We start from the raw sequence: 18269 nt of genomic DNA, 5'->3' as shown, positions 1-18269 counted from the left end.
TTTAATGAATAGGTATTATTATTATAATGATGGATTATATTACGACTATTTAATTAAGTTTGCATCAACCATTTAGATACCTTTAACTGCAATGAAGCAAAAAAATGTGAGGCTGAGAGAGGGTTTTGCAGGGCAAAAACTTATTGTGCTGCCCAAAAAGATAATAACAGGTTTTTTAAGTAAGGACCCTGTTACCAGGCAAACCTATATAACCGATATAGGCTATTACCCTAAAGCAAAACACCATTTTGTGGAACGCCCCGCGGGTATAAGCCAGCACATCATCATCTATTGCACGGAAGGAACGGGCTGGCTGGAAATAAATAAAAAAAGGGTTGAGCTGATGCCCTCTCAATTCATTACCATTCCGGCAAATACGCCGCACAGGTATGGGGCAAATACCGATAAGCCATGGACTATTTACTGGATGCACTTTAAGGGTGATATTGCCGCGTTTATAGTCGGCCTGATATTAAAGAACTCCGAAAACTACAAGCCGTACCTGTCATTTAACGAAGACCGGATAAAACTTTTTGAGGACATCTGCTTTAACCTTGAAAAGGGATACAGTGAGGATACCCTCCGTTATGTGAATATGATATTTTCACATTTCTTATCGTCACTTATTTACGAAAACCAATTTAATCATATTGATAAAACGAACAACGATGACTTTGTGAGTAAAACGATTACCCACATGCAGGAGCGGCTGGACGTAACACTGAAGCTGGAAGATCTTGCCGCGTTTGTAAACTTGTCAGCATCTCATTTTTCCGCGCTCTTTAAGTCAAAAACCGGCCACTCGCCAATTGAATACTTTAACCAGTTAAAAGTTCAAAAGGCTTGCCAGTATCTTTCATTCACCAATATGGCGGTAAAGGAAATAGCTCTTACTTTGGGAATTGAGGACCAATACTATTTTTCACGAATGTTTACCAAACTGATGGAAACCTCACCTACCGACTATCGCAAAAAAAACCAAACGACAGAATAAATCACCTAACCATCAACTATTTACAAAACATCCGTCTTCGATTTTTTAATGGTGTGACCTTTTTGGTATGCAGCAATCGGTTTAAATGGCCCCAGCTTATGCTGTTTTTCGCTAAAGTTGTCAGCGTAGGGTCCAAACGGAAAATCGATAGGTTTTTTGGTCAGATCGGGCCAGTCGTTATGCTGATCCTTATGCAGGCGCGGCTGCGAATTGATAAAGGCCGCCACGTTCCAGGCTTCTTCATTTGTTAATTGAGGTTTTTTATACGTTGCACCGAACGGCATATTATTTTTAACAAATCCTGCCAGGTTACCTATCCGGTACATCCCTGCGCCGTCGTTATAGCTGTGCTGTCCCCATAAAGGAGGATAGGTGTATGATTTTTTATCAGCTGCTAACAATCCTTCACCATTCACTCCGTGACAGCTTTTACATTTTGAAATAAACACCAATTTCCCTTTAGCAGCATCTGCCGCATTATTCAAAAAAGGCAATTTCTCTGTAGCATTACCATATAGCGTTTGCCCTTTTTTAATGCCCAGCCCTATCCATTTCATATAGGCCAGCATGGCCCGGGTCTCCTTTTTTGAAGTATCGGGACTTGTGCCGCCAAGGCTCCGCTTAAAGCATTCCACAAACCGCCCGGTAGCTGGTTCAATCTTGCCCGATCGGTTGCTCATTTTAGGATAGCTTGCTATAAAACTGGCAAAATTATTCCCAAAAAGCCTGCTGCCGCCCTCGAGGTGACAATTCTGACAATTCATACCATTACTTATATGAGCAATACTGCCCTGCGGACCAAAATAATTTCCTGTATGCGCAATAAGATCCCTGCCGTACCTGATCATTTCACCTGCCCTACCTGCTGGGATAGTTGCTGTGTCAGGAGCCGTCCAAATAATGGCTGGTGCTGATTTAGCACTATTTGGTGAGGAAGCGTGAGTATCCCCAATGGACACAGGTTTGCTGTCAACCGCAGTTTGTGCGGGTGCGCCCGTTTTTCCATCGCTCAATAAAATAACAATGATAATTACCATACAGGCAAGGGATATCAAGGTGATATAAATTACAAACCTTGACACCTTAAGCAGTGCCTTAACAAGTTCCTTTTTTTCAGGGGATGGCATATTGTTTAATAAGTGATTTCAGGTTACCGAAAGACGAAAATACTGTGTGAAGTTAGTTATTTTGATGAAACAAAAAAGCGGAATATCAATTGGTTACGACACCTGTTACTAAATAGTTATATGCGAGTTCAAGTAACAAACATGGTACATTTTTTTTCTGCGAAGAAGTTTTTTAGTACCATTTTAACATTATCTTTACTAAGCCTATTCAATATTTCCGATCCAGCCCCATTTGATGATGATTGATTTAAAGGCGATTAGTTCTTACCCAATTACTCAAATAATAAGATTCTAGTTTTATTCCCAAAATTCACTCTATGAGAAAAAATCTTTACTTTCAAAAATTTGCTTCGGTTCTGCAGAATATTGTCGCCACGACAGCATTTCTTTTATTGCTTAGCAGGACAGCCGCAGCCCAAACCAGCACCGGCATAACCGTAACAGGTAAGGTGACTGATGCCCAAACAAATGAAACACTTGTTGGCGTTACGGTAGGCATAAAAGGAACGACCAAAGGTGTCTTTACCGATGGTAACGGAACCTACTCTATTACTGCCGATCCTGCCGCAACACTTGTTTTTACCTATATAGGTTATAAACGAACCGAAGTTGCTGTAGGCGGTAAAACTAAATTAGACGTTAAATTACCCCCGTCGTCAGAGCAATTAAAGGACGTGGTAGTAACGGCTTTGGGTATAAAGAAGGAAAGACGCGCTTTGGGTTATTCTGTAACCGAGGTGAAGGGATCATCACTTACTGAGGCGCGCGACAATAACTTTGTAAACGGCCTGGAGGGAAAGGTTGCCGGTGTTAACGTATCCGGTGTATCAACAGGGCCCGGAGGCTCTGCAAACGTGGTGATCCGTGGTATTTCGGACATTACAGGCTCAAATCAGCCATTATATGTAATAGATGGTGTGCCTATGACAAATGGTACGTCCCGACAAACCGACTCGCAAGGTTACGGCGGAGTTGATGGTGGCGATGAAACCATCAATATCAACCCGGATGATATAGAAACTATTTCCGTGTTGAAAGGTGCGGCTGCTTCGGCGCTTTATGGTTATAGGGGTAGTAAAGGTGTTATATTAATTACTACCAAATCGGGTAAAAATGCTAAAGGTACAGGTGTGGAACTGAACTCCAACTTTGTAATAACCAGCGTAATAGACAACACCGATTGGCAGACGACGTATGGACAGGGCTCTAACCAACAAAAACCCATTGATGGCCCTTCTGCATTTGAAACAGGATTATCCGCCTGGGGAGCTAAGCTCGATGGAAAGATGGTTTATCAATTTGATGGTGTTAAAAGGCCCTATAGCGAAGTTGCAAATGGCAATATGGGCCGTTTTTATAAAAACGGAACACATTTAACAAATACAGTATCGTTCAGTAAGAATATCGGTGATGATGGAAGTGTGCGTTTTTCGGCAAGCGACCTGCATGACAACAGTATTATACCTAATGCAGGATATAAACAACAATCCTTTACATTATCCGCAAATTATAAGTTGGATAAACACCTGGACCTGCAATTAAAGGCACAATACATTTATGCTTATACACACAATCGCCCATCAGTATCAGATGCTCCCGGCAACCTGAACTTTGCTACGGAGTTTCTGCCGCCTAACGTTAACATAACTACACTCGCCCCGGGTTATAAAGCGGATGGATCCGAAAATCAATTTTTGGATGACCCCTACACTACCAATCCGTATTTCGCAGCATACAAATTCATCAACAATACAAGCCGCAATCGGTTCATAGGTTCCGGCGATCTTAAATACACTTTCGACAATGGATTATACCTGCAATTGCGCGCAGGTGAAGATTATTTTGCTGACAGGAACACAAGCGTAACTCCCAATGGTACAGCGTACGAACCGACAGGGGATATGACAGAAGAAAACCAGAAATCATCTGAGCTGAATATAGATGCTATAGTGGGTAAGGAATTTAAGGTTACGAAGGACTTCAATGTAACTGCACTTTTAGGCGCAAATTCAAGAAGATATGTTGTAGACCAGATTGACGCCGGCGGAGCTAATTTTGCAACGCCTTATTTATATACAATTGGAAATCTTTTATACCCCCGGGAATCTACATACAACCCTGTAACCGTTAATAAATCAATTTACGGCACATTGGATTTTGCATATAAAAATTTCCTGTACCTGTCAGCTACCGGCCGTAACGACTGGTACTCCACCCTGGCACCGGGTAAAAAAATAAATTACTTTTACCCTTCGCTGAGCGGTTCATTTGTATTTTCCGAACTGATTCACATACCAGGTATGGATCTTGGAAAATTAAGGATAGGTTATGCTAATGTGGGTGGTGAGGCTGATTCTCCATATCAAACATTATTGGGTTATAATAACATTGGTAATTTGTACGGCCATCCAATAGGCAATATTTCTAATGGTGGTACTGTACCAAATGCCCTATTAGAGCCATCGTCTGCTAAAGAACTAGAGATCGGCACCGAGTTAAGCTTCGCTAATAGCCGCCTGCACTTTGATATTGCATATTACAATAAAAAAGAAAGCAGAGAGGTTATACCTGCAACAATATCTGAATCATCAGGGTATACCAACGTTATACTCAATTCAGGTGTTATCCAAAATAAAGGTCTCGAATTCCTCGTATCAGGATCACCCATCAAAACAAAAGACTTCACCTGGACAGAATCTCTTAACGTGTCATATAATAACAATAAAGTATTGGCACTTGTTACCGGCTTAGGAAATATCCCTACCGGCTCTTCATCGCGTGCGGGCGAGGATGAGAATGTAAGTGTTGCTTATATAGGGCAAACCATAGGCAAATCGGCTTACCAGATCTATGTTGCTGATCCGCAGCGCGACGCCAATGGTAAAATCGTTATTGACCCCGGCACTGGCGCACCTGCCCAAGGCACAAACTATGTTGACGCAGGCTCTGCTATTAGCCCCTGGACAACCGGTATCACCAGCGAATTAAGGTACAAACATTTCAACTTTTCATTCCTGTTAGATGGTAAATTTGGTGGTAAAATATTCTCGGGCACAGAATGGTACGGCTATAACTTTGGTTTATCAAAAGCAACACTTCCTGGCAGGGATAAACTATATGGCGATCAGCAAGTTTTTGCACAAACTTACTATCAAACCATTGCCGCAAACAATCCAGCCATTTTTATTTATGATGCCAGCTTTATTAAATTCAGGCAGTTGATATTTGGTTATACCTTCCCGACTAGTTTATTCAATAACAAGATCCAGGCTATCAACTTAAGCTTTGTTGCCCGTAACCTGTTTACCATCATGAAACATACACCAGACATCGACCCCGAATCAAACTATTCAAACGGGCCGCAAGGTATAGAACAGGCTACGGTGCCTTATACCCGTACATTTGGTTTTAACCTTAACGTGAAATTTTAAGATGATTATTGAAAAATATAATAAACTGCTCAACATGAAATTACAAACTATATATATACTTGCAAGCGTCATTATGTTAATGGCTTTTGCATCATGCAAAAAAGATCTGCTAAAAACAAATACCGATCCTAATGCAGTGTCGGTTGATGTTTTCGACCCTAATAATATCCTTACCAGTACACAGCTTTATTACACCGGCAGCAGCAATAACGCACAGGAAGTGGAAGAAACTGAAATTGCGGGCGCAGGTTGTTTTATTCAGCACTACGCTTCAACTTCAGGCATCTTTTTTGGGGATAAGTACCTGCTCAGCACGGGTGGCTTTGGTTATTTTTATGACAATGTTTATACACAAGCTGTAAAATACGCAGTAGACTTATATACAACCACCCAGGGTAAACCACAGTACAAAAACCTGCACCAAATGTCGCGGATAATGAGGGCGCTTATATTTCAACGCATTACCGATGTTTATGGTGATGTGCCATATTTCCAGGCTGGTTTAGGTTATCACGGCTCGGTATTTTTTCCGGCATATGATAAACAGCAGGACATCTACAGCGACATGCTAAAAGAAGTTTCGCAAGCGGTAGACAGCCTTGATAACAATGCAGATAAACCTTCAGGAGACCTATTTTATTCAGGCCAGGATGATCAGATAGCTAAATGGAAAAGATTTGGAAATTCATTTTTATTGCGCCTTGCCATGCGCCTTACAAAAAAGGATCCGGCCACTTCACAAAAATATGCTACGCAGGTGCAGGGTAAAACTATGCTAAGTAACGATGACAACGCCATTGTACAGCATGATGGTAACGACCCGCTTTCGGTTAACAGGATTTACAGGGGTATAGGCGAAGACGGCCAGGTGCAGTTATCCTGGCAAATAAGTAAAACCTTTATAGATTTTTTGCAAAGTACTAATGATCCCCGGTTACCTGTACTATCTTATCTTTATCCTGCCGACTTTGATCCCTTGAGTAACCCCGATCCGTCAGGAGGATCTTCTGACCCTGCGGATCAGCTTGGTTTACCTAATGGATATGATGTTGGTAACACGGTTTTGTACGGCATCTCTAATTACGTCGACCCGGTTACGCATACGAAGACGTATCCTGGCAGTATAGCCGGATATTCAAGGCCCAGCCCTAATGTGTTTTATGCCACAGCACCGACGTTGGTGTTAACCTATGCAGAAACCGAATTGCTGCTTGCCGAGGCCGCCCAACGCTGGGGACTTGGCGATGCGACTACTCATTATAAAAATGGCGTAATAAATGGTATAACGGAATTATCTGCTTTTGGTGCCGCAGCTACTGTAGCTGCATCGGCTGCGGGGGATTATTATACAGCCCATCCATATGTTGCAGCCAGTGGGCTTGAAATGATCAATGATCAATACTGGGTTACAACGTTTATGGATGAATACGAAGCCTGGAGTAATTTTCGCCGTACTGAAATGCCCACCTTCGTTAGGGCGCCACGCGCATACCCGGGTTCGCAATCACCAGGCGCCATCCCCCGCAGAATGGAATATTCTGTAGCTGATAAGCAGGTAAACCCTGTAAATTATAATGCAGCGGTATCAAGGCTGACCGGCGGTGATAAAATCACCAGCAGGGTATGGTGGGATCTGCCATAGCCGTTTTATAAAACACTTTTTAACAAAAGCCATCTTTATCAAGATGGCTTTTGTTTTTTTATACCGCCTGTTTATAATGTCAATAATTGAAGTAATTAAAAGAAATATCCCACGAATGACTTTTTAGCCTTATTTTAGCGGCTTAATAGAAACCGGTCACTGGGTTTGTTGGGAAATAAGCTTCCTAACCTGTTGAACTGCTTTATTATAGCTAAAATTTAACATTTTTTAAGATTTAATATGAATACTATTAACTTTCTTTACACGTTTGCATAACCGATGTACGTGCATTACCTGTCATATTAAATTTAACATCAGATAAAACGTTCCTTACACCATAAAATGAAAAAAACACTTACACTAGTTTCTATTATTACACTTATCTCCTTCTACGCCAAAGCACAGGATTCTGAACCAAAGGAATATGTAAAAAGTTATATTTCACTTTTCACCGGCTACACCAAGCCCCTGGGCGATTTCGCCAAATCAGATTATAACAACAACCAGGCTGGCTTTGCTAAAAGAAGTATAACAGTTGGTCTTGAAGGCGCTGTTTACGTTTATAAAAATTTAGCAATAGGTGGCGTTGTCAGCTTCCAGGATCAGGGTGAACTTACTCAAAGCGATGCTCAGGCACTGTCTGACGGTTATAACAATATCTTCAAGGTAAATTCTACCCTTGTGCAGGCTGTTAACCGCTATCATAACATGAATTATATGCTCGGTCCCCAGTATTCCTTTACATTCAGCAAATTTATTGTTGATGTTCGCGCTGATGCAGGGATCCTTAAAAGCTCTTCCACGCCCCTGCTTACAATTTACATAAGTGGTCAAAATAATTCTTCGCAAACTATAACTCAAGCCAGTTCAAAAGCATCGGCTTTTGCTTATGGCGGACAGGCAGCCCTTCGCTGGGAATTTGCCGACGGATGGGACCTGGGCCTGCGTCTTAATTATGTAAACTCAAGCGGATTAAAGATTAGTACAACAGGCGATACTTCTGCGCTTGGAACTACCGGGCGCCTGGTAACTAAATTACCTATAAGTGAAATACAGGCAACGTTTGGAATAGGCGTTCATTTTTAAAGTAACTTTATACCGATATGTAAACAGGCAGCTACAAAAACAGCTGCCTGTTTTTTTTTTCGGTGCAATCGCCTTTCATAAAGTATAGATTACACATAGATTAAATCTGTTTGATTTTAACAATTGATTTTTTTTTATACTTTAGCATTCCTGATTAAAAGTAAGCCAATTGAAGCCTGTTTCTCATGTTAAACCTTAATCTTCAGCAAAAGCTTCACTACACGCTGCGCTTTGCAGTTGCAATGTGCTTTATAGGTCACGGGGCATTCGGAATAATTACCAAGGCAGTTTGGTGCAATTATTTTGCCGTATTTGGCATTGGCAAGGTTATGGCTTATCACCTGATGCCCTGGGTTGGAGCATTTGATATCCTTTGCGGCATAATTATGCTTATCTATCCATTACGTGTTATCCCGCTTTGGCTCGTAACCTGGGGAATAGTCACAGCGCTGCTTCGCCCCTTATCCGGCGAACCATTTGCTGAATTTATTGAACGTGCCGGTAATTTTGGCGCTCCACTTGCGTTATTGCTACTGTCCGGAGGCATGCAGCTAAATATTAAAAATTTGTTTACTCCAATCAGCCCCGATGTTCAACCCGATGCAAAAGCACTGGCAACGGTAACAACCTGTTTAAAGGTAGTAGTGTTTCTGCTTCTTGCAGGCCATGGATGGCTTAACCTCCTTGGTAAAAAGGGATTAATGGGACAATATACTTCGCTCGGTTTTTCAGACCCGGTAAGCGTGGGGCATTTAATCGGGGCATTAGAGGTTGTAGCCGCTATTTTAGTTTTGATAAAGCCGATCCGCTCCATATTGTTGATTTTCTTGGCATGGAAGGCCATGAGCGAATTATTTTACCCGCATTATGAAATATTTGAATGGGTTGAACGTGGCGGCAGCTACGGATGCATCCTGGCGTTATGGTTTGCACTTGGGTGGAAAACTCAACCGTCAGAATCTTTGAATAAACTACAATCAGCTTAAAATAATCGTTGGTAATTGCATCATTAGTTATTGGCGGAAATGCTAATGACTAATAACGGAATGACCAATGACTAGTTATTTACAAGGCGGCTCCTCAGTTATTATCTTTTTTTCAATTCGATTATCGGGAATAAACCAGATACACGCCACAACCACATACAATGCGAAGCTGGTTTTTGCGCTAAAGAAAGAAACGACAATTGCAGTAGCATAGATCAAAGTAGAAATATTACCTTTTCGGTCCTTCCCGATAGCCTGTGCTAAAACAGAATTCCGGCCATGGTGCCTGATAAGGGTTATCATCAATAAAGCATAAGCCAATGAGCACATGATCAAAACAATGCCGTAACAGGTAACCGGCCATTGCGCGAAATGATTTTCGCCCATCCACGAGGTTACAAACGGAATCAATGAAAGCCAGAAAAGCAAATGCATATTGGCCCACAGAATAGTGCCGTTTACCGATTTAACCACTTGCATAGTATGGTGATGGTTATTCCAGTAAATCCCAACATAAACAAAACTAAGCAGGTAGCTGATAAATACCGGGAGAAGCGGCAGCAGTGATTTGATATCGGCTCCATGAGGCACTTTCAGTTCCAAAACCATTATGGTAATGATAATGGCAATTACGCCATCACTAAATGCCTCCAAACGTCCTTTATCCATATTAATAAACCTAACAGCACACAAAATAGAAAATTTAGATGAAAGCTGAAAGTCAAAAGGCACACGGCTTTTTATTCCGATCCCGGCGTTTCTATATGCACATCCCAAACTCTCGCCTCTTCTATTACCTCCGGATCATGCGAACAAATAAATAAGCCAATGAAGGCATCGCCCGGCATATTTTCCATAATGTGCGAGCCTACTGTTTTCAGCGGCTCTCCAACGTGACCAATACGCATGATAAGCCGTTTCCCGATCCGTTGTAGCTGGATTACTTCAAATTTTTTCTCCGGGTAAAAAATCTCGCCCTCTGGATCCTTCATATTTTCCCCGGTCTGTGAGCGCCATTGCATTACTGTTAAGCCGTCACCATGTTCAACTGTATTTAACTCTATGGACTTTTCGTCTGTCGACTCCCTTATCATCCACCCTATTTTACGGTGGTCATTTCCTTTTGCACCAATAAACTCAAAGTTGGCGGTTGCGGTAAAGTCACCTTTTATTTTCTTATAGACATACTGAAATTCGTCCCGGTTAAACCAGATGTTATAACCCGAACCCTTTAGAAAATATGTATGGGTAACCTTATCGTATTGCGCTGAACCGGTGTTTTTAGGATGCCCGATATCGCCATGATAATCAAACATCCCGATAGGATTAGTTTGACTAAAAACGGTATTAAAATAACAAATGAATATGATAAAGCACAAGGAAAAAATTATAGGAAATCTCTTTTTCATAAAAAGGCCGGTATAATTTACAGCTAATAAAGCTATAAAAATACCGCCCCCCGTTATGGTTAATTTTTACCTTTTTATAATTGATTATTGTCGTTATTTATCTTCCTTTTTCTCCTTTTTATGTCCGTTAAAATCGAACATCCTCGAGATGGTAAAGCCCAGTCGATACTGTCCGCGGCCATAGCTTGATTGCGTGCTGCTTAAGTAGGTGATCTCATTTACCGCGCGGGCATTGGTTACATTAATTGTAAATACGTGGCCGCCTGTTTCAACTTCATACCCAAAACCGAGCGGGTCGGAAAAACCGTTGCCTTTGGTATGCTGATACGAAGAGAATGAGTGTGCATAGTCAATAATAAAACCGGAATGTTTGGTAAGCTTTAAACGAAGGGTGCTTGAAAGTGCAAAAAAATCAAGATCGTTGCCCGGCTCAAAGGGGATTGGCGTGTTATTGCGTACAAACGAAGGCGCTATCTGCAGCGCATTTCCGGGCGAAAAGCTGTGAGCGATAATGGCCTGCCCGAAATATGAGAACCTGTCGGTTGTTTTGGTAAAATTCGCGCCATAAGGTCTGAAACCTGTTTCCCCAATTAAGGTAACCGCAAAAGGTGATCCATCGTTTGACTGGTGCAACGCAGCGTATTTTAACTCCAGGTCAGCCAATCCGCCAATAGTGCTGCGTCCAATATCAATATTCAGGTTATCCGAAATTCCATATTCAAATCCTATGTACACATCGGCAACGTCATCAAGGCCATAATAGAGCCGTCCTCCGCCCTGCTTACCGGCAAAGTCGCCAAAGCGATGGATCACTAAAAAGTTAAGGTTATTTTTCTTTATCGTTTCGGTACTTTGGGACAGTACGTACCTTGACGATTTGGCAATAACTATAGGGCCCTTGTTATCGTCTGCACTCATCGAGTTCAGCAATGAATCGGCAGCACTACCTTTATTATCAGTAGTGGTTTTTTGGGCCATTGCTCCGAGGCTTACCGCCACGAAGCTAAACAGGATAATTGATCTCTTCATATAAAGGTTGTTTTGAGTGTGTGTGAACGATTTATTTATTTGCCGCATATGTTGCAGCTACATTAATTTTAATGCTTTCGGCAATATTGTGAAACACGATCTTGGGAATCTCGATATGATGATCGGCGCATTTAACCATAAATTCAGCCTTCATATTCACAACTCCGCCTTTTACAGTAATAGTACCCGGGATAGTCCTTTTCATGGTAACGTTGTGTACAGTTAGGTCGCCGGTGACGTTTACAGGGTAGCTTCCGTCCTTGCTTACATCAATGTGATTGTCTATTTTTCCTTTGAATGTGGCGCGCGGATATTTGTCGCTCTCCATATAATCCGAATTAAAATGCTCCTGCATCAGTGACTTTTCGAATTTGAAACTATTGATGGCTACACTGAAGTTTAATTCGCCGGTAGCAGCGTTAAATACCGATGCGCCGGTTGAGGTTTCGGCCTTAATATCTTCTATCGGCGCGCTCGAATAAAGACTGACCTTTGCATTTTTACAGACAAAGAGGTCCTGACCTCCCTGGAAATTGATCATCCAGGTGAGTAAAATAATACTGATATATTTCATTTTTCTAGGGTTTTGTTAGTGAGTTTAAGTTCCAGCTGAGCCCCACGGCGACACCTGTAGTTTGTAATTTAACCTGGCTGTAGCCAACATTCGACAATGGAAGTTTTAAGTATGGTTGTATGCTTACGCCAACTTTTGAGGTAACCTGTCTTTCATAAGTAGCATTTAAGTTCACTATTCCCAAAAAGTATTTCCCGGGTTTAGCAACGGTATAATTTGTGGGGCCTTGCGGGCCACCATATTCATATTGGAATTTATAGCTTTCATGCAGCATAAGGTATGATGACAAGCCCGTTCCAACAGAGATCTTGTTTTGGTTCCTGTGATAAACCTGGTAACCAACGTTAAGCGGGATATCCAGCATGCGGCAATCTGCGGTAACATTTATCGGATTGACCGCCCATTTATAAGTAGAACCGGTGTTGTAATTATTAAAGTTGGTGAGGTAAGGCTTAACAGAATACAGCGCACCCGTTGTTACTGTAAACTTTTTCGATAACCCAACCGCAAATGTTAACCCAATATTGGTACCTACTTTGCTTTGCTGAAACGAGCCGACGCCATTAAAATCAGGTGCAGCTATTATGCTCAATGTATATTGCGGCCTGTAAGCCAGGCTTGTTCTACCTTTTTTACTGCTCAAACCCGCCATTTGTGATGCACCGGGCCTTACAACAGGCCGTGGCAATTCAATTGACTTAACTGCCTTGTCGCCTGCAACTCCTTTGCTTACTGCAGGCACTGTGTTCATCACAACCAATTCATCGGCCATCCGGTTATTTCTTATAGCATTTTTCTCTATAATAGTATCTTTCCGTTGCTTTTGAGCCGAAGCTGCGAACAACGCTTTGTCATCGTTAAACGGGCGAACTACTTTTTTTACCGGCACGCCGCCTTGTTTAATTGCTTTGTGCTCAACTATTGTGTCAATTGGATTACTCTTCTTCACTGCAACCTGCATTTGTGCGGCAGTGTGTTCAACAATTGTATCTTTTTTTACATTTCGAGCTGCAATCTGGTTGTGCTCAACAATGGTGTCAACTTTGTTATGCCTTGCCGCCACTTGCGTTTGATCTTTACCTGGTTTTGTTCCTGCCTGATTTTTAAACATCCACCATCCAAAAAACAGCAGAGCTATAGCCGCCACACTGCTGATAAAAGGCCACAGAAAGATGATTCCCTTCCGTTTTGGCTTATCCAGCATTTGTTCAAGCGCGTCCCAATCACCCTCCTCGTACCGGATCTCATCGACCGGGTCCTCCAGCTTCTTTTTAAAAAGATCATCCAATCTTTTGTCGTTCTCTGTGTTCATTCCCTAATACCTTTGTTTAAAAATACCGCCATTCATGTTTATTGCGTTGATAGCAACGATCGGGGTATAATCCATGCCATTATTATAATTAGCACCTCCTCCGGCAGACGAATCCGCCTTAAATATCATTTGTTTAAGCTTTTGCCTGGCCTTATGTAAGTTCGACTTTGATGTGCCGGCATTTATGTTAAGCATTGTCGCAATTTCCTCGTGCGAATAACCTTCTATTGCGAAAAGGTTAAAAACAGTCCTGTAAGCCTGGGGAAGCTTTTGAACCATCGCTAAAAGATCATTATAGTGCAGGTTTTTATCGGCAATATCGCCGTCGCTGATTTGTTCTGCCTGGTCAAGATCCTCGGTATACGCCATTTTAAGGTTCGCCCGGTAATGATCAATTGAAACATTCATCATGATCTTTCCCAGCCAGGCTTTAAACGGCCTGCTTGTGTCAAAGCTTTCTATATGTGTAAAAACTTTAAAAAAGCCCTGATTCATTACTTCAGCAGCTTCATCCCTGTTCCCGGCGTAGCGCAGGCAGATGCCCATAGAAAATCCATAGAAAGCTTTATAGAGCATTTTTTGGCACTTCCTATCCTGTTTTATACAGCCCCCGATCAGTTGATGTAACTCTTCTTCTCCCATATGGGTTATATCCTGTTAGCTAATGTAATTCCCATTGTCTATACGCTATCACGTTACTTATTAAAAAAAGGTTGCCTTTATGATTAAAAAAAATATTACCGCAATATAAATAACTGTTTATCAATAAATTAAATTAACTCACTATTTATTATTCATAAAATACGTTTTCCCAATCCACGATAGTAAGTTATTCTTTGTCACTGTTAAAAAAATGATTCGTTAAAAATTAATTGTAACAGGCAACCCTTTTATTTAAATCCACGATATAATCTATAAACACAATGCTTTTTAGCGCATCTAAATTTAAATAAATGGTTCCGGTTTCTGTTGTTATAATTACTAAAAATGCCGCCGATATAATTAAGGGGTGCATAGAAGAAGCGAGCAAATTAACGGATGATATTATAGTAGTATATAATGGCAGTGAAACAGAAACATCAGTTAATGGCTTAAATGAAAATTGCCGCTTTTATAACAAAGCATGGGAAGGTTACGGCGCCAACAAAAACAAAGGTGTAGAGTTGGCCAGGTACAACTGGATCTTAAGCATAGACGCCGACGAGGTTCCGGATGATGAGCTTATAAGTGCCATCCATAAACTAAACTTCGACGATAAAAAGGCTGTATATGACATTAAGTTTCGGTCATACTTTGGCGGTAAGCCTGTACGCTTCGGCAGTTGGGGAAAGGATCATCACATTCGCCTGTTTAACCGCGAATTTGTAAAATGGTCAGAAACCATTGTACACGAAACGTTGACACTGCCCTCGTTTATTCAAAAAAAGAAAATCGAAGGCCATATCCACCACTATTCAGTAAAAAACGTGCAGGAGTTTGATAGCAAAGGATGCTACTATGCAAACCTGAGTGCCAAAAAATACTTCCGAACCGGAAAAAAGGCGGGTGCAATTAAGCTTTATATCTCCCCTATTTTTGGGTTTATTAAAAATTATATAGTTTACTTAGGCTTTTTAGACGGCCGTACCGGGTGGAATATAGCTAAGATCACTGTTAAACATACCCGGCGCAAATATCATTTCCTGAGCCAAATGGAAATTACAGGTGAGAAAAAACAACCGGCAAATGAGAGTTTAGTTGTTGAATATTAACCGGCATTATATAACACGTCCCTTCAAAACGCTCTCGTAAAATTCAATGTATTTTTCGGCTACCTTAGTAATTTCAAATTTTTCCTTCACCGTTTCATTCCCTTTTTTAGCAAGATTATCGCAAATATTACGGTTATTCAAAAGATATAATATAGCCTCTGCAATCTGTTCCGGTCTATCAGGATCAATAAGTACCCCATTTACATTATCATCAATTAATTCCGGGCCCGATGTACGGTTTGAGTTTATCACTGCGGCACCACAGAGCATGGCCTCCATGGGCGCCAAAGCGAAGGCTTCTGCATATGAAGGAAAAACACTGATATTGGAGGCAGACAATTGATCAAATAGCTTTTCCATTGGTAAATGTCCCATAAAAATCACCGAATCCTTAGCCTCCCTGGTAAAGAATGAAGCGACCTTTTGTTGATCGCCTTTGCCACAAATTAGCAACCGTGCGTTAGGGACATGTTTGTTTACTATATTCCATGCCTTTGCTAATTGATAAATTCCCTTTTTTTCCACCAGGCTACCGGTAAATATAACCTGATAAGTTTTTTTACTGGTTTTTAAGACAGATGTATCAGTATTAATGCCATTGTATAAAACTTCAATTTTGCCTGGATAATTGAGGTAGGCGGCACTTTTTTTTGCCGTGTATTCGCTCACTGAAACTACTGCGGCTGCCTGGCTGACAATGGCCTGTTCCATTTTTAATATATGGCCTGATAGCGGGCCATTTGCCTCCTTTATAAAGTAGGTTATTGAGCCATGAAATTTAACGGCAACAGGAACTGACAATACCGGAAATGGAATTTCCCGGCTGCAAAAACGGATATAATCGTTATAGTCCGGCATTTCAATAATATCGATCTGGTGGTCTTTGATTAGCCGTTCCAGTTCGATTTTGTAAGTAGCAAGGCTTTTCCTGATCTCCCGATCCATCAACCCGGAGACCTGCAGCAGCCGGGTGGCTATACGCGACTTTAACGACTCCTCATCACTAAATATTTTTGAACTAAAACCTCTTCGAAAACGATAAACCTTAACCCCATCGTCTTCAAATTCGTCTGCACCTCCATAGCCCGGCGCATATAAACCGGCAACAATAACATGATGGCCCAGCTTTACCATTTGCCGCGCAAGCATCCTTACTGATGTACCTATCCCGCCGTGCTTACCGGGCGGGTATTCATCGCACAGGTAGAGTATGTTCATTTTGAGAGCAAATGCTTAAAATTATTAAGATGCTGTTTAGTTATCTGTCTTGTTAACAAAGTAATTAAAAGATATAATACTATGGCTATAATTAGCTGAACAATAAAATTAACATGAATGCCCATTGTGATAAAGTATATAACAATTGCTTCCACGGTAAAAATCACGATGGGACGTAACGATATCGCCATAATTTCCCTTTGTACCAACCTGTAGTATAAACCGGCCTGCAACAACGTGGTTGCGAGAAATGCAACAGCCGCGCCGAGTCCAGTGAACTTTGAAATCAGTATTAAGTTTAAAGTGACATTAGCTACAGCACATATTATGGTGATGTACGAAACTGCTTTATATTTTTTGGCTCCAAAGCTCAATGACCATAATGTGTTGATAAAAAACTGTAGCGGAATACAAAGCGATAAAATCAAAAACTCTAATGAGTTTGATTCGCCGTATTTGCCATTGGTAATTAGGTTTAGTAGCGGGATCCACAAAATATTTAACACGAGCGGAATAAGTGCGGCAAAAAACAGTTCAGTGATGTTAAATGAATTGATATACTTTTGATACCAAATATCTAATACATTATTATTTGTCAATAGTCGAGCAAACCGTGGTAAAATTATTGGGGCCATAATTAACATAGGCAAACGGGCAAGTTCGTAGGCTCGATAAGCGAAGCTATAGTCGGCCAAAACACTGCTGCTTGTCATAATGCCGAGCAAGATCCAATCCATCCGCGACAAACTCATATCAAAAATAACAGATAAATATTGCGACGATGATTCTTTTATAAGTTTGAGGTAAGCCCTGAACTGAAATCTAAAGCTAAAAGAATTTTTCACAAGCAGATAAATAAGCAAACAACACAGCTCGAAAACTGCTGTACCGATCAGGATCAATAATATCGTTTCCAAATGCAATATGCCCTGCTTCATCAACAGCCAGGCGGTTACAATTTTGCACGTGTTGCTAACTATAGCAATAACACCATAAGGCGTAAATTGCTCTTTTGCGTTCAAAAACTGTTTCAGCGGTATGCCGATAAAAAGTATGCCCTGCGCCAGGAAAAACCATGGAAGCACTTTGTAGATACTTTCCTGGTTCTTCAGCAACCCCACAAAGAATAGAAGTAAAGCGAACGTTAGGATAAACCCGACCACCGCATGAAAAAAGAAGGCGGCGGCAGCCCAATCAGATCTTCTTGAAGCAGCTATTCGCCGCACCACAACTTGCTCCAATCCAAACCCCAATAATGTGGTTATGAATATCGATACTGCATTTGTCCAGCTGATGACGCCGAAATCGTTCTTCGAGATATAAATGGAAATAAAATAAAAGAAAAATGCGCCCAGCACCTGTACCGACATGGCTTGCAAACCTGAAGAAAAGACCTTGACCAGTAGCTTATTTTTCACCAAAACTGTTTATTTCTGAATGCATAAAATTAGTATTATCTTTTAGTTTGTCGCGAAGCGGTTGTTTTAGCCCCCCCGGTTACGAACAATTACGGCCAATACCCTCCTTTGGCTGCCTCCAACTTAAATACATTTTGCGATATAATATTTAGGCAAGGCTGAAAGCTAAATTTCACCAGAAAAATAGCACGTTAGACCTGTTTAAGCAGGCAACCCTTTCAATTTTCCCGCCGTAATGTTTTATATAATCACCAGCTACTGCGTGGCTATTAAAAGCTTGATTAATTGATTG

At 41.2% G+C, this 18269-nt stretch carries 15 protein-coding genes; 6 read left to right on the top strand and 9 right to left on the bottom strand.

The annotated features are described in order from the left end of the window. Positions 1-91 precede the first annotated feature (91 nt). On the top strand, positions 92-994 hold the full coding sequence (locus KXD93_RS20315; RefSeq protein ID WP_258139185.1) for an AraC family transcriptional regulator: 903 nt from the start codon (positions 92-94) through the stop codon (positions 992-994). 20 nt (positions 995-1014) lie between these two features. Here the strand turns inward: KXD93_RS20315 and KXD93_RS20310 are convergent, their stop codons facing one another. Next, positions 1015-2121: a c-type cytochrome gene (locus KXD93_RS20310; protein WP_258139184.1), complete on the bottom strand. Its 1107-nt coding sequence runs from the start codon at positions 2119-2121 to the stop codon at positions 1015-1017. A 317-nt stretch (positions 2122-2438) separates the two neighbouring features. Here KXD93_RS20310 and KXD93_RS20305 point away from each other — a divergent pair, with 317 nt between their 5' ends. From KXD93_RS20305 to KXD93_RS20290, 4 genes are all read left to right on the top strand, one after another. Further along, a complete protein-coding gene (locus KXD93_RS20305; protein ID WP_258139183.1) occupies positions 2439-5552 on the top strand; it encodes a SusC/RagA family TonB-linked outer membrane protein in 3114 nt (1037 codons plus the stop codon). 34 nt (positions 5553-5586) lie between these two features. Continuing rightward, positions 5587-7194, top strand: coding sequence for a SusD/RagB family nutrient-binding outer membrane lipoprotein (locus KXD93_RS20300; RefSeq protein ID WP_258139182.1), 1608 nt, complete (start codon positions 5587-5589; stop codon positions 7192-7194). A 342-nt stretch (positions 7195-7536) separates the two neighbouring features. Beyond that, positions 7537-8280, top strand: coding sequence for an outer membrane beta-barrel protein (locus KXD93_RS20295; protein WP_258139181.1), 744 nt, complete (start codon positions 7537-7539; stop codon positions 8278-8280). 185 nt (positions 8281-8465) lie between these two features. Continuing rightward, positions 8466-9266, top strand: coding sequence for a hypothetical protein (locus tag KXD93_RS20290; RefSeq protein ID WP_258139180.1), 801 nt, complete (start codon positions 8466-8468; stop codon positions 9264-9266). A 75-nt stretch (positions 9267-9341) separates the two neighbouring features. Here KXD93_RS20290 and KXD93_RS20285 read toward each other — a convergent pair whose 3' ends face one another. The 6 genes from KXD93_RS20285 to KXD93_RS20260 form a co-directional block, all read right to left on the bottom strand. Then, positions 9342-9935: a TMEM175 family protein gene (locus KXD93_RS20285; protein ID WP_258139179.1), complete on the bottom strand. Its 594-nt coding sequence runs from the start codon at positions 9933-9935 to the stop codon at positions 9342-9344. Between the two features lie 71 nt (positions 9936-10006). Continuing rightward, positions 10007-10675: a hypothetical protein gene (locus KXD93_RS20280; RefSeq protein ID WP_258139178.1), complete on the bottom strand. Its 669-nt coding sequence runs from the start codon at positions 10673-10675 to the stop codon at positions 10007-10009. Between the two features lie 93 nt (positions 10676-10768). Beyond that, on the bottom strand, positions 10769-11704 hold the full coding sequence (locus KXD93_RS20275; protein ID WP_258139177.1) for a DUF5777 family beta-barrel protein: 936 nt from the start codon (positions 11702-11704) through the stop codon (positions 10769-10771). 31 nt (positions 11705-11735) lie between these two features. Next, a complete protein-coding gene (locus KXD93_RS20270) occupies positions 11736-12278 on the bottom strand; it encodes a YceI family protein (protein ID WP_258139176.1) in 543 nt (180 codons plus the stop codon). A gap of 4 nt (positions 12279-12282) precedes the next feature. Continuing rightward, positions 12283-13590: a hypothetical protein gene (locus KXD93_RS20265; protein WP_258139175.1), complete on the bottom strand. Its 1308-nt coding sequence runs from the start codon at positions 13588-13590 to the stop codon at positions 12283-12285. 3 nt (positions 13591-13593) lie between these two features. Beyond that, entirely contained in the window at positions 13594-14166 is a 573-nt protein-coding gene (locus KXD93_RS20260) for an RNA polymerase sigma factor (RefSeq protein WP_258139174.1), read from the bottom strand. Positions 14167-14543: 377 nt separating this feature from the next. On the opposite strand from KXD93_RS20260, the gene KXD93_RS20255 reads away from it, so the two are divergent. Next, positions 14544-15341, top strand: a complete 798-nt coding sequence (locus tag KXD93_RS20255; RefSeq protein ID WP_258139173.1) for a glycosyltransferase family 2 protein — start codon at positions 14544-14546, stop codon at positions 15339-15341. Positions 15342-15347: 6 nt separating this feature from the next. Here the strand turns inward: KXD93_RS20255 and KXD93_RS20250 are convergent, their stop codons facing one another. Both KXD93_RS20250 and KXD93_RS20245 read right to left on the bottom strand, forming a co-directional pair. Then, the gene (locus tag KXD93_RS20250; RefSeq protein ID WP_258139172.1) at positions 15348-16559 is read right to left on the bottom strand and encodes a glycosyltransferase family 4 protein; all 1212 of its coding nucleotides are present in this window, start codon (positions 16557-16559) and stop codon (positions 15348-15350) included. Further along, a complete protein-coding gene (locus KXD93_RS20245) occupies positions 16556-17977 on the bottom strand; it encodes an oligosaccharide flippase family protein (protein WP_258139171.1) in 1422 nt (473 codons plus the stop codon). Before KXD93_RS20245 ends, KXD93_RS20250 begins: the two co-directional genes overlap by 4 nt. Between the last annotated feature and the right edge of the window lie 292 nt (positions 17978-18269).

Origin of the sequence: Mucilaginibacter phenanthrenivorans (assembly GCF_024721155.1) — a bacterium.
In the GTDB taxonomy this organism is placed as follows: Bacteria; Bacteroidota; Bacteroidia; order Sphingobacteriales; family Sphingobacteriaceae; genus Mucilaginibacter; species Mucilaginibacter phenanthrenivorans.
The sequence above is the reverse complement of the archived record's forward strand: the minus strand, read 5'-3'. Positions and strand labels throughout refer to the sequence as shown.

Excerpts from the sequence above, each read along its gene's own strand:
- KXD93_RS20310 (WP_258139184.1), bottom strand. The coding sequence starts at position 2,121 with ATGCCATCCCCTGAAAAAAAGGAACTTGTTAAGGCACTGCTTAAGGTG.
- KXD93_RS20280 (WP_258139178.1), bottom strand. The coding sequence starts at position 10,675 with ATGAAAAAGAGATTTCCTATAATTTTTTCCTTGTGCTTTATCATATTC.
- KXD93_RS20290 (WP_258139180.1), top strand. The coding sequence starts at position 8,466 with ATGTTAAACCTTAATCTTCAGCAAAAGCTTCACTACACGCTGCGCTTT.
- KXD93_RS20270 (WP_258139176.1), bottom strand. The coding sequence starts at position 12,278 with ATGAAATATATCAGTATTATTTTACTCACCTGGATGATCAATTTCCAG.
- KXD93_RS20295 (WP_258139181.1), top strand. The coding sequence starts at position 7,537 with ATGAAAAAAACACTTACACTAGTTTCTATTATTACACTTATCTCCTTC.
- KXD93_RS20300 (WP_258139182.1), top strand. The coding sequence starts at position 5,587 with ATGAAATTACAAACTATATATATACTTGCAAGCGTCATTATGTTAATG.
- KXD93_RS20255 (WP_258139173.1), top strand. The coding sequence starts at position 14,544 with ATGGTTCCGGTTTCTGTTGTTATAATTACTAAAAATGCCGCCGATATA.
- KXD93_RS20265 (WP_258139175.1), bottom strand. The coding sequence starts at position 13,590 with ATGAACACAGAGAACGACAAAAGATTGGATGATCTTTTTAAAAAGAAG.
- KXD93_RS20315 (WP_258139185.1), top strand. The coding sequence starts at position 92 with ATGAAGCAAAAAAATGTGAGGCTGAGAGAGGGTTTTGCAGGGCAAAAA.
- KXD93_RS20275 (WP_258139177.1), bottom strand. The coding sequence starts at position 11,704 with ATGAAGAGATCAATTATCCTGTTTAGCTTCGTGGCGGTAAGCCTCGGA.
- KXD93_RS20305 (WP_258139183.1), top strand. The coding sequence starts at position 2,439 with ATGAGAAAAAATCTTTACTTTCAAAAATTTGCTTCGGTTCTGCAGAAT.
- KXD93_RS20260 (WP_258139174.1), bottom strand. The coding sequence starts at position 14,166 with ATGCTCTATAAAGCTTTCTATGGATTTTCTATGGGCATCTGCCTGCGC.
- KXD93_RS20285 (WP_258139179.1), bottom strand. The coding sequence starts at position 9,935 with ATGGATAAAGGACGTTTGGAGGCATTTAGTGATGGCGTAATTGCCATT.
- KXD93_RS20250 (WP_258139172.1), bottom strand. The coding sequence starts at position 16,559 with ATGAACATACTCTACCTGTGCGATGAATACCCGCCCGGTAAGCACGGC.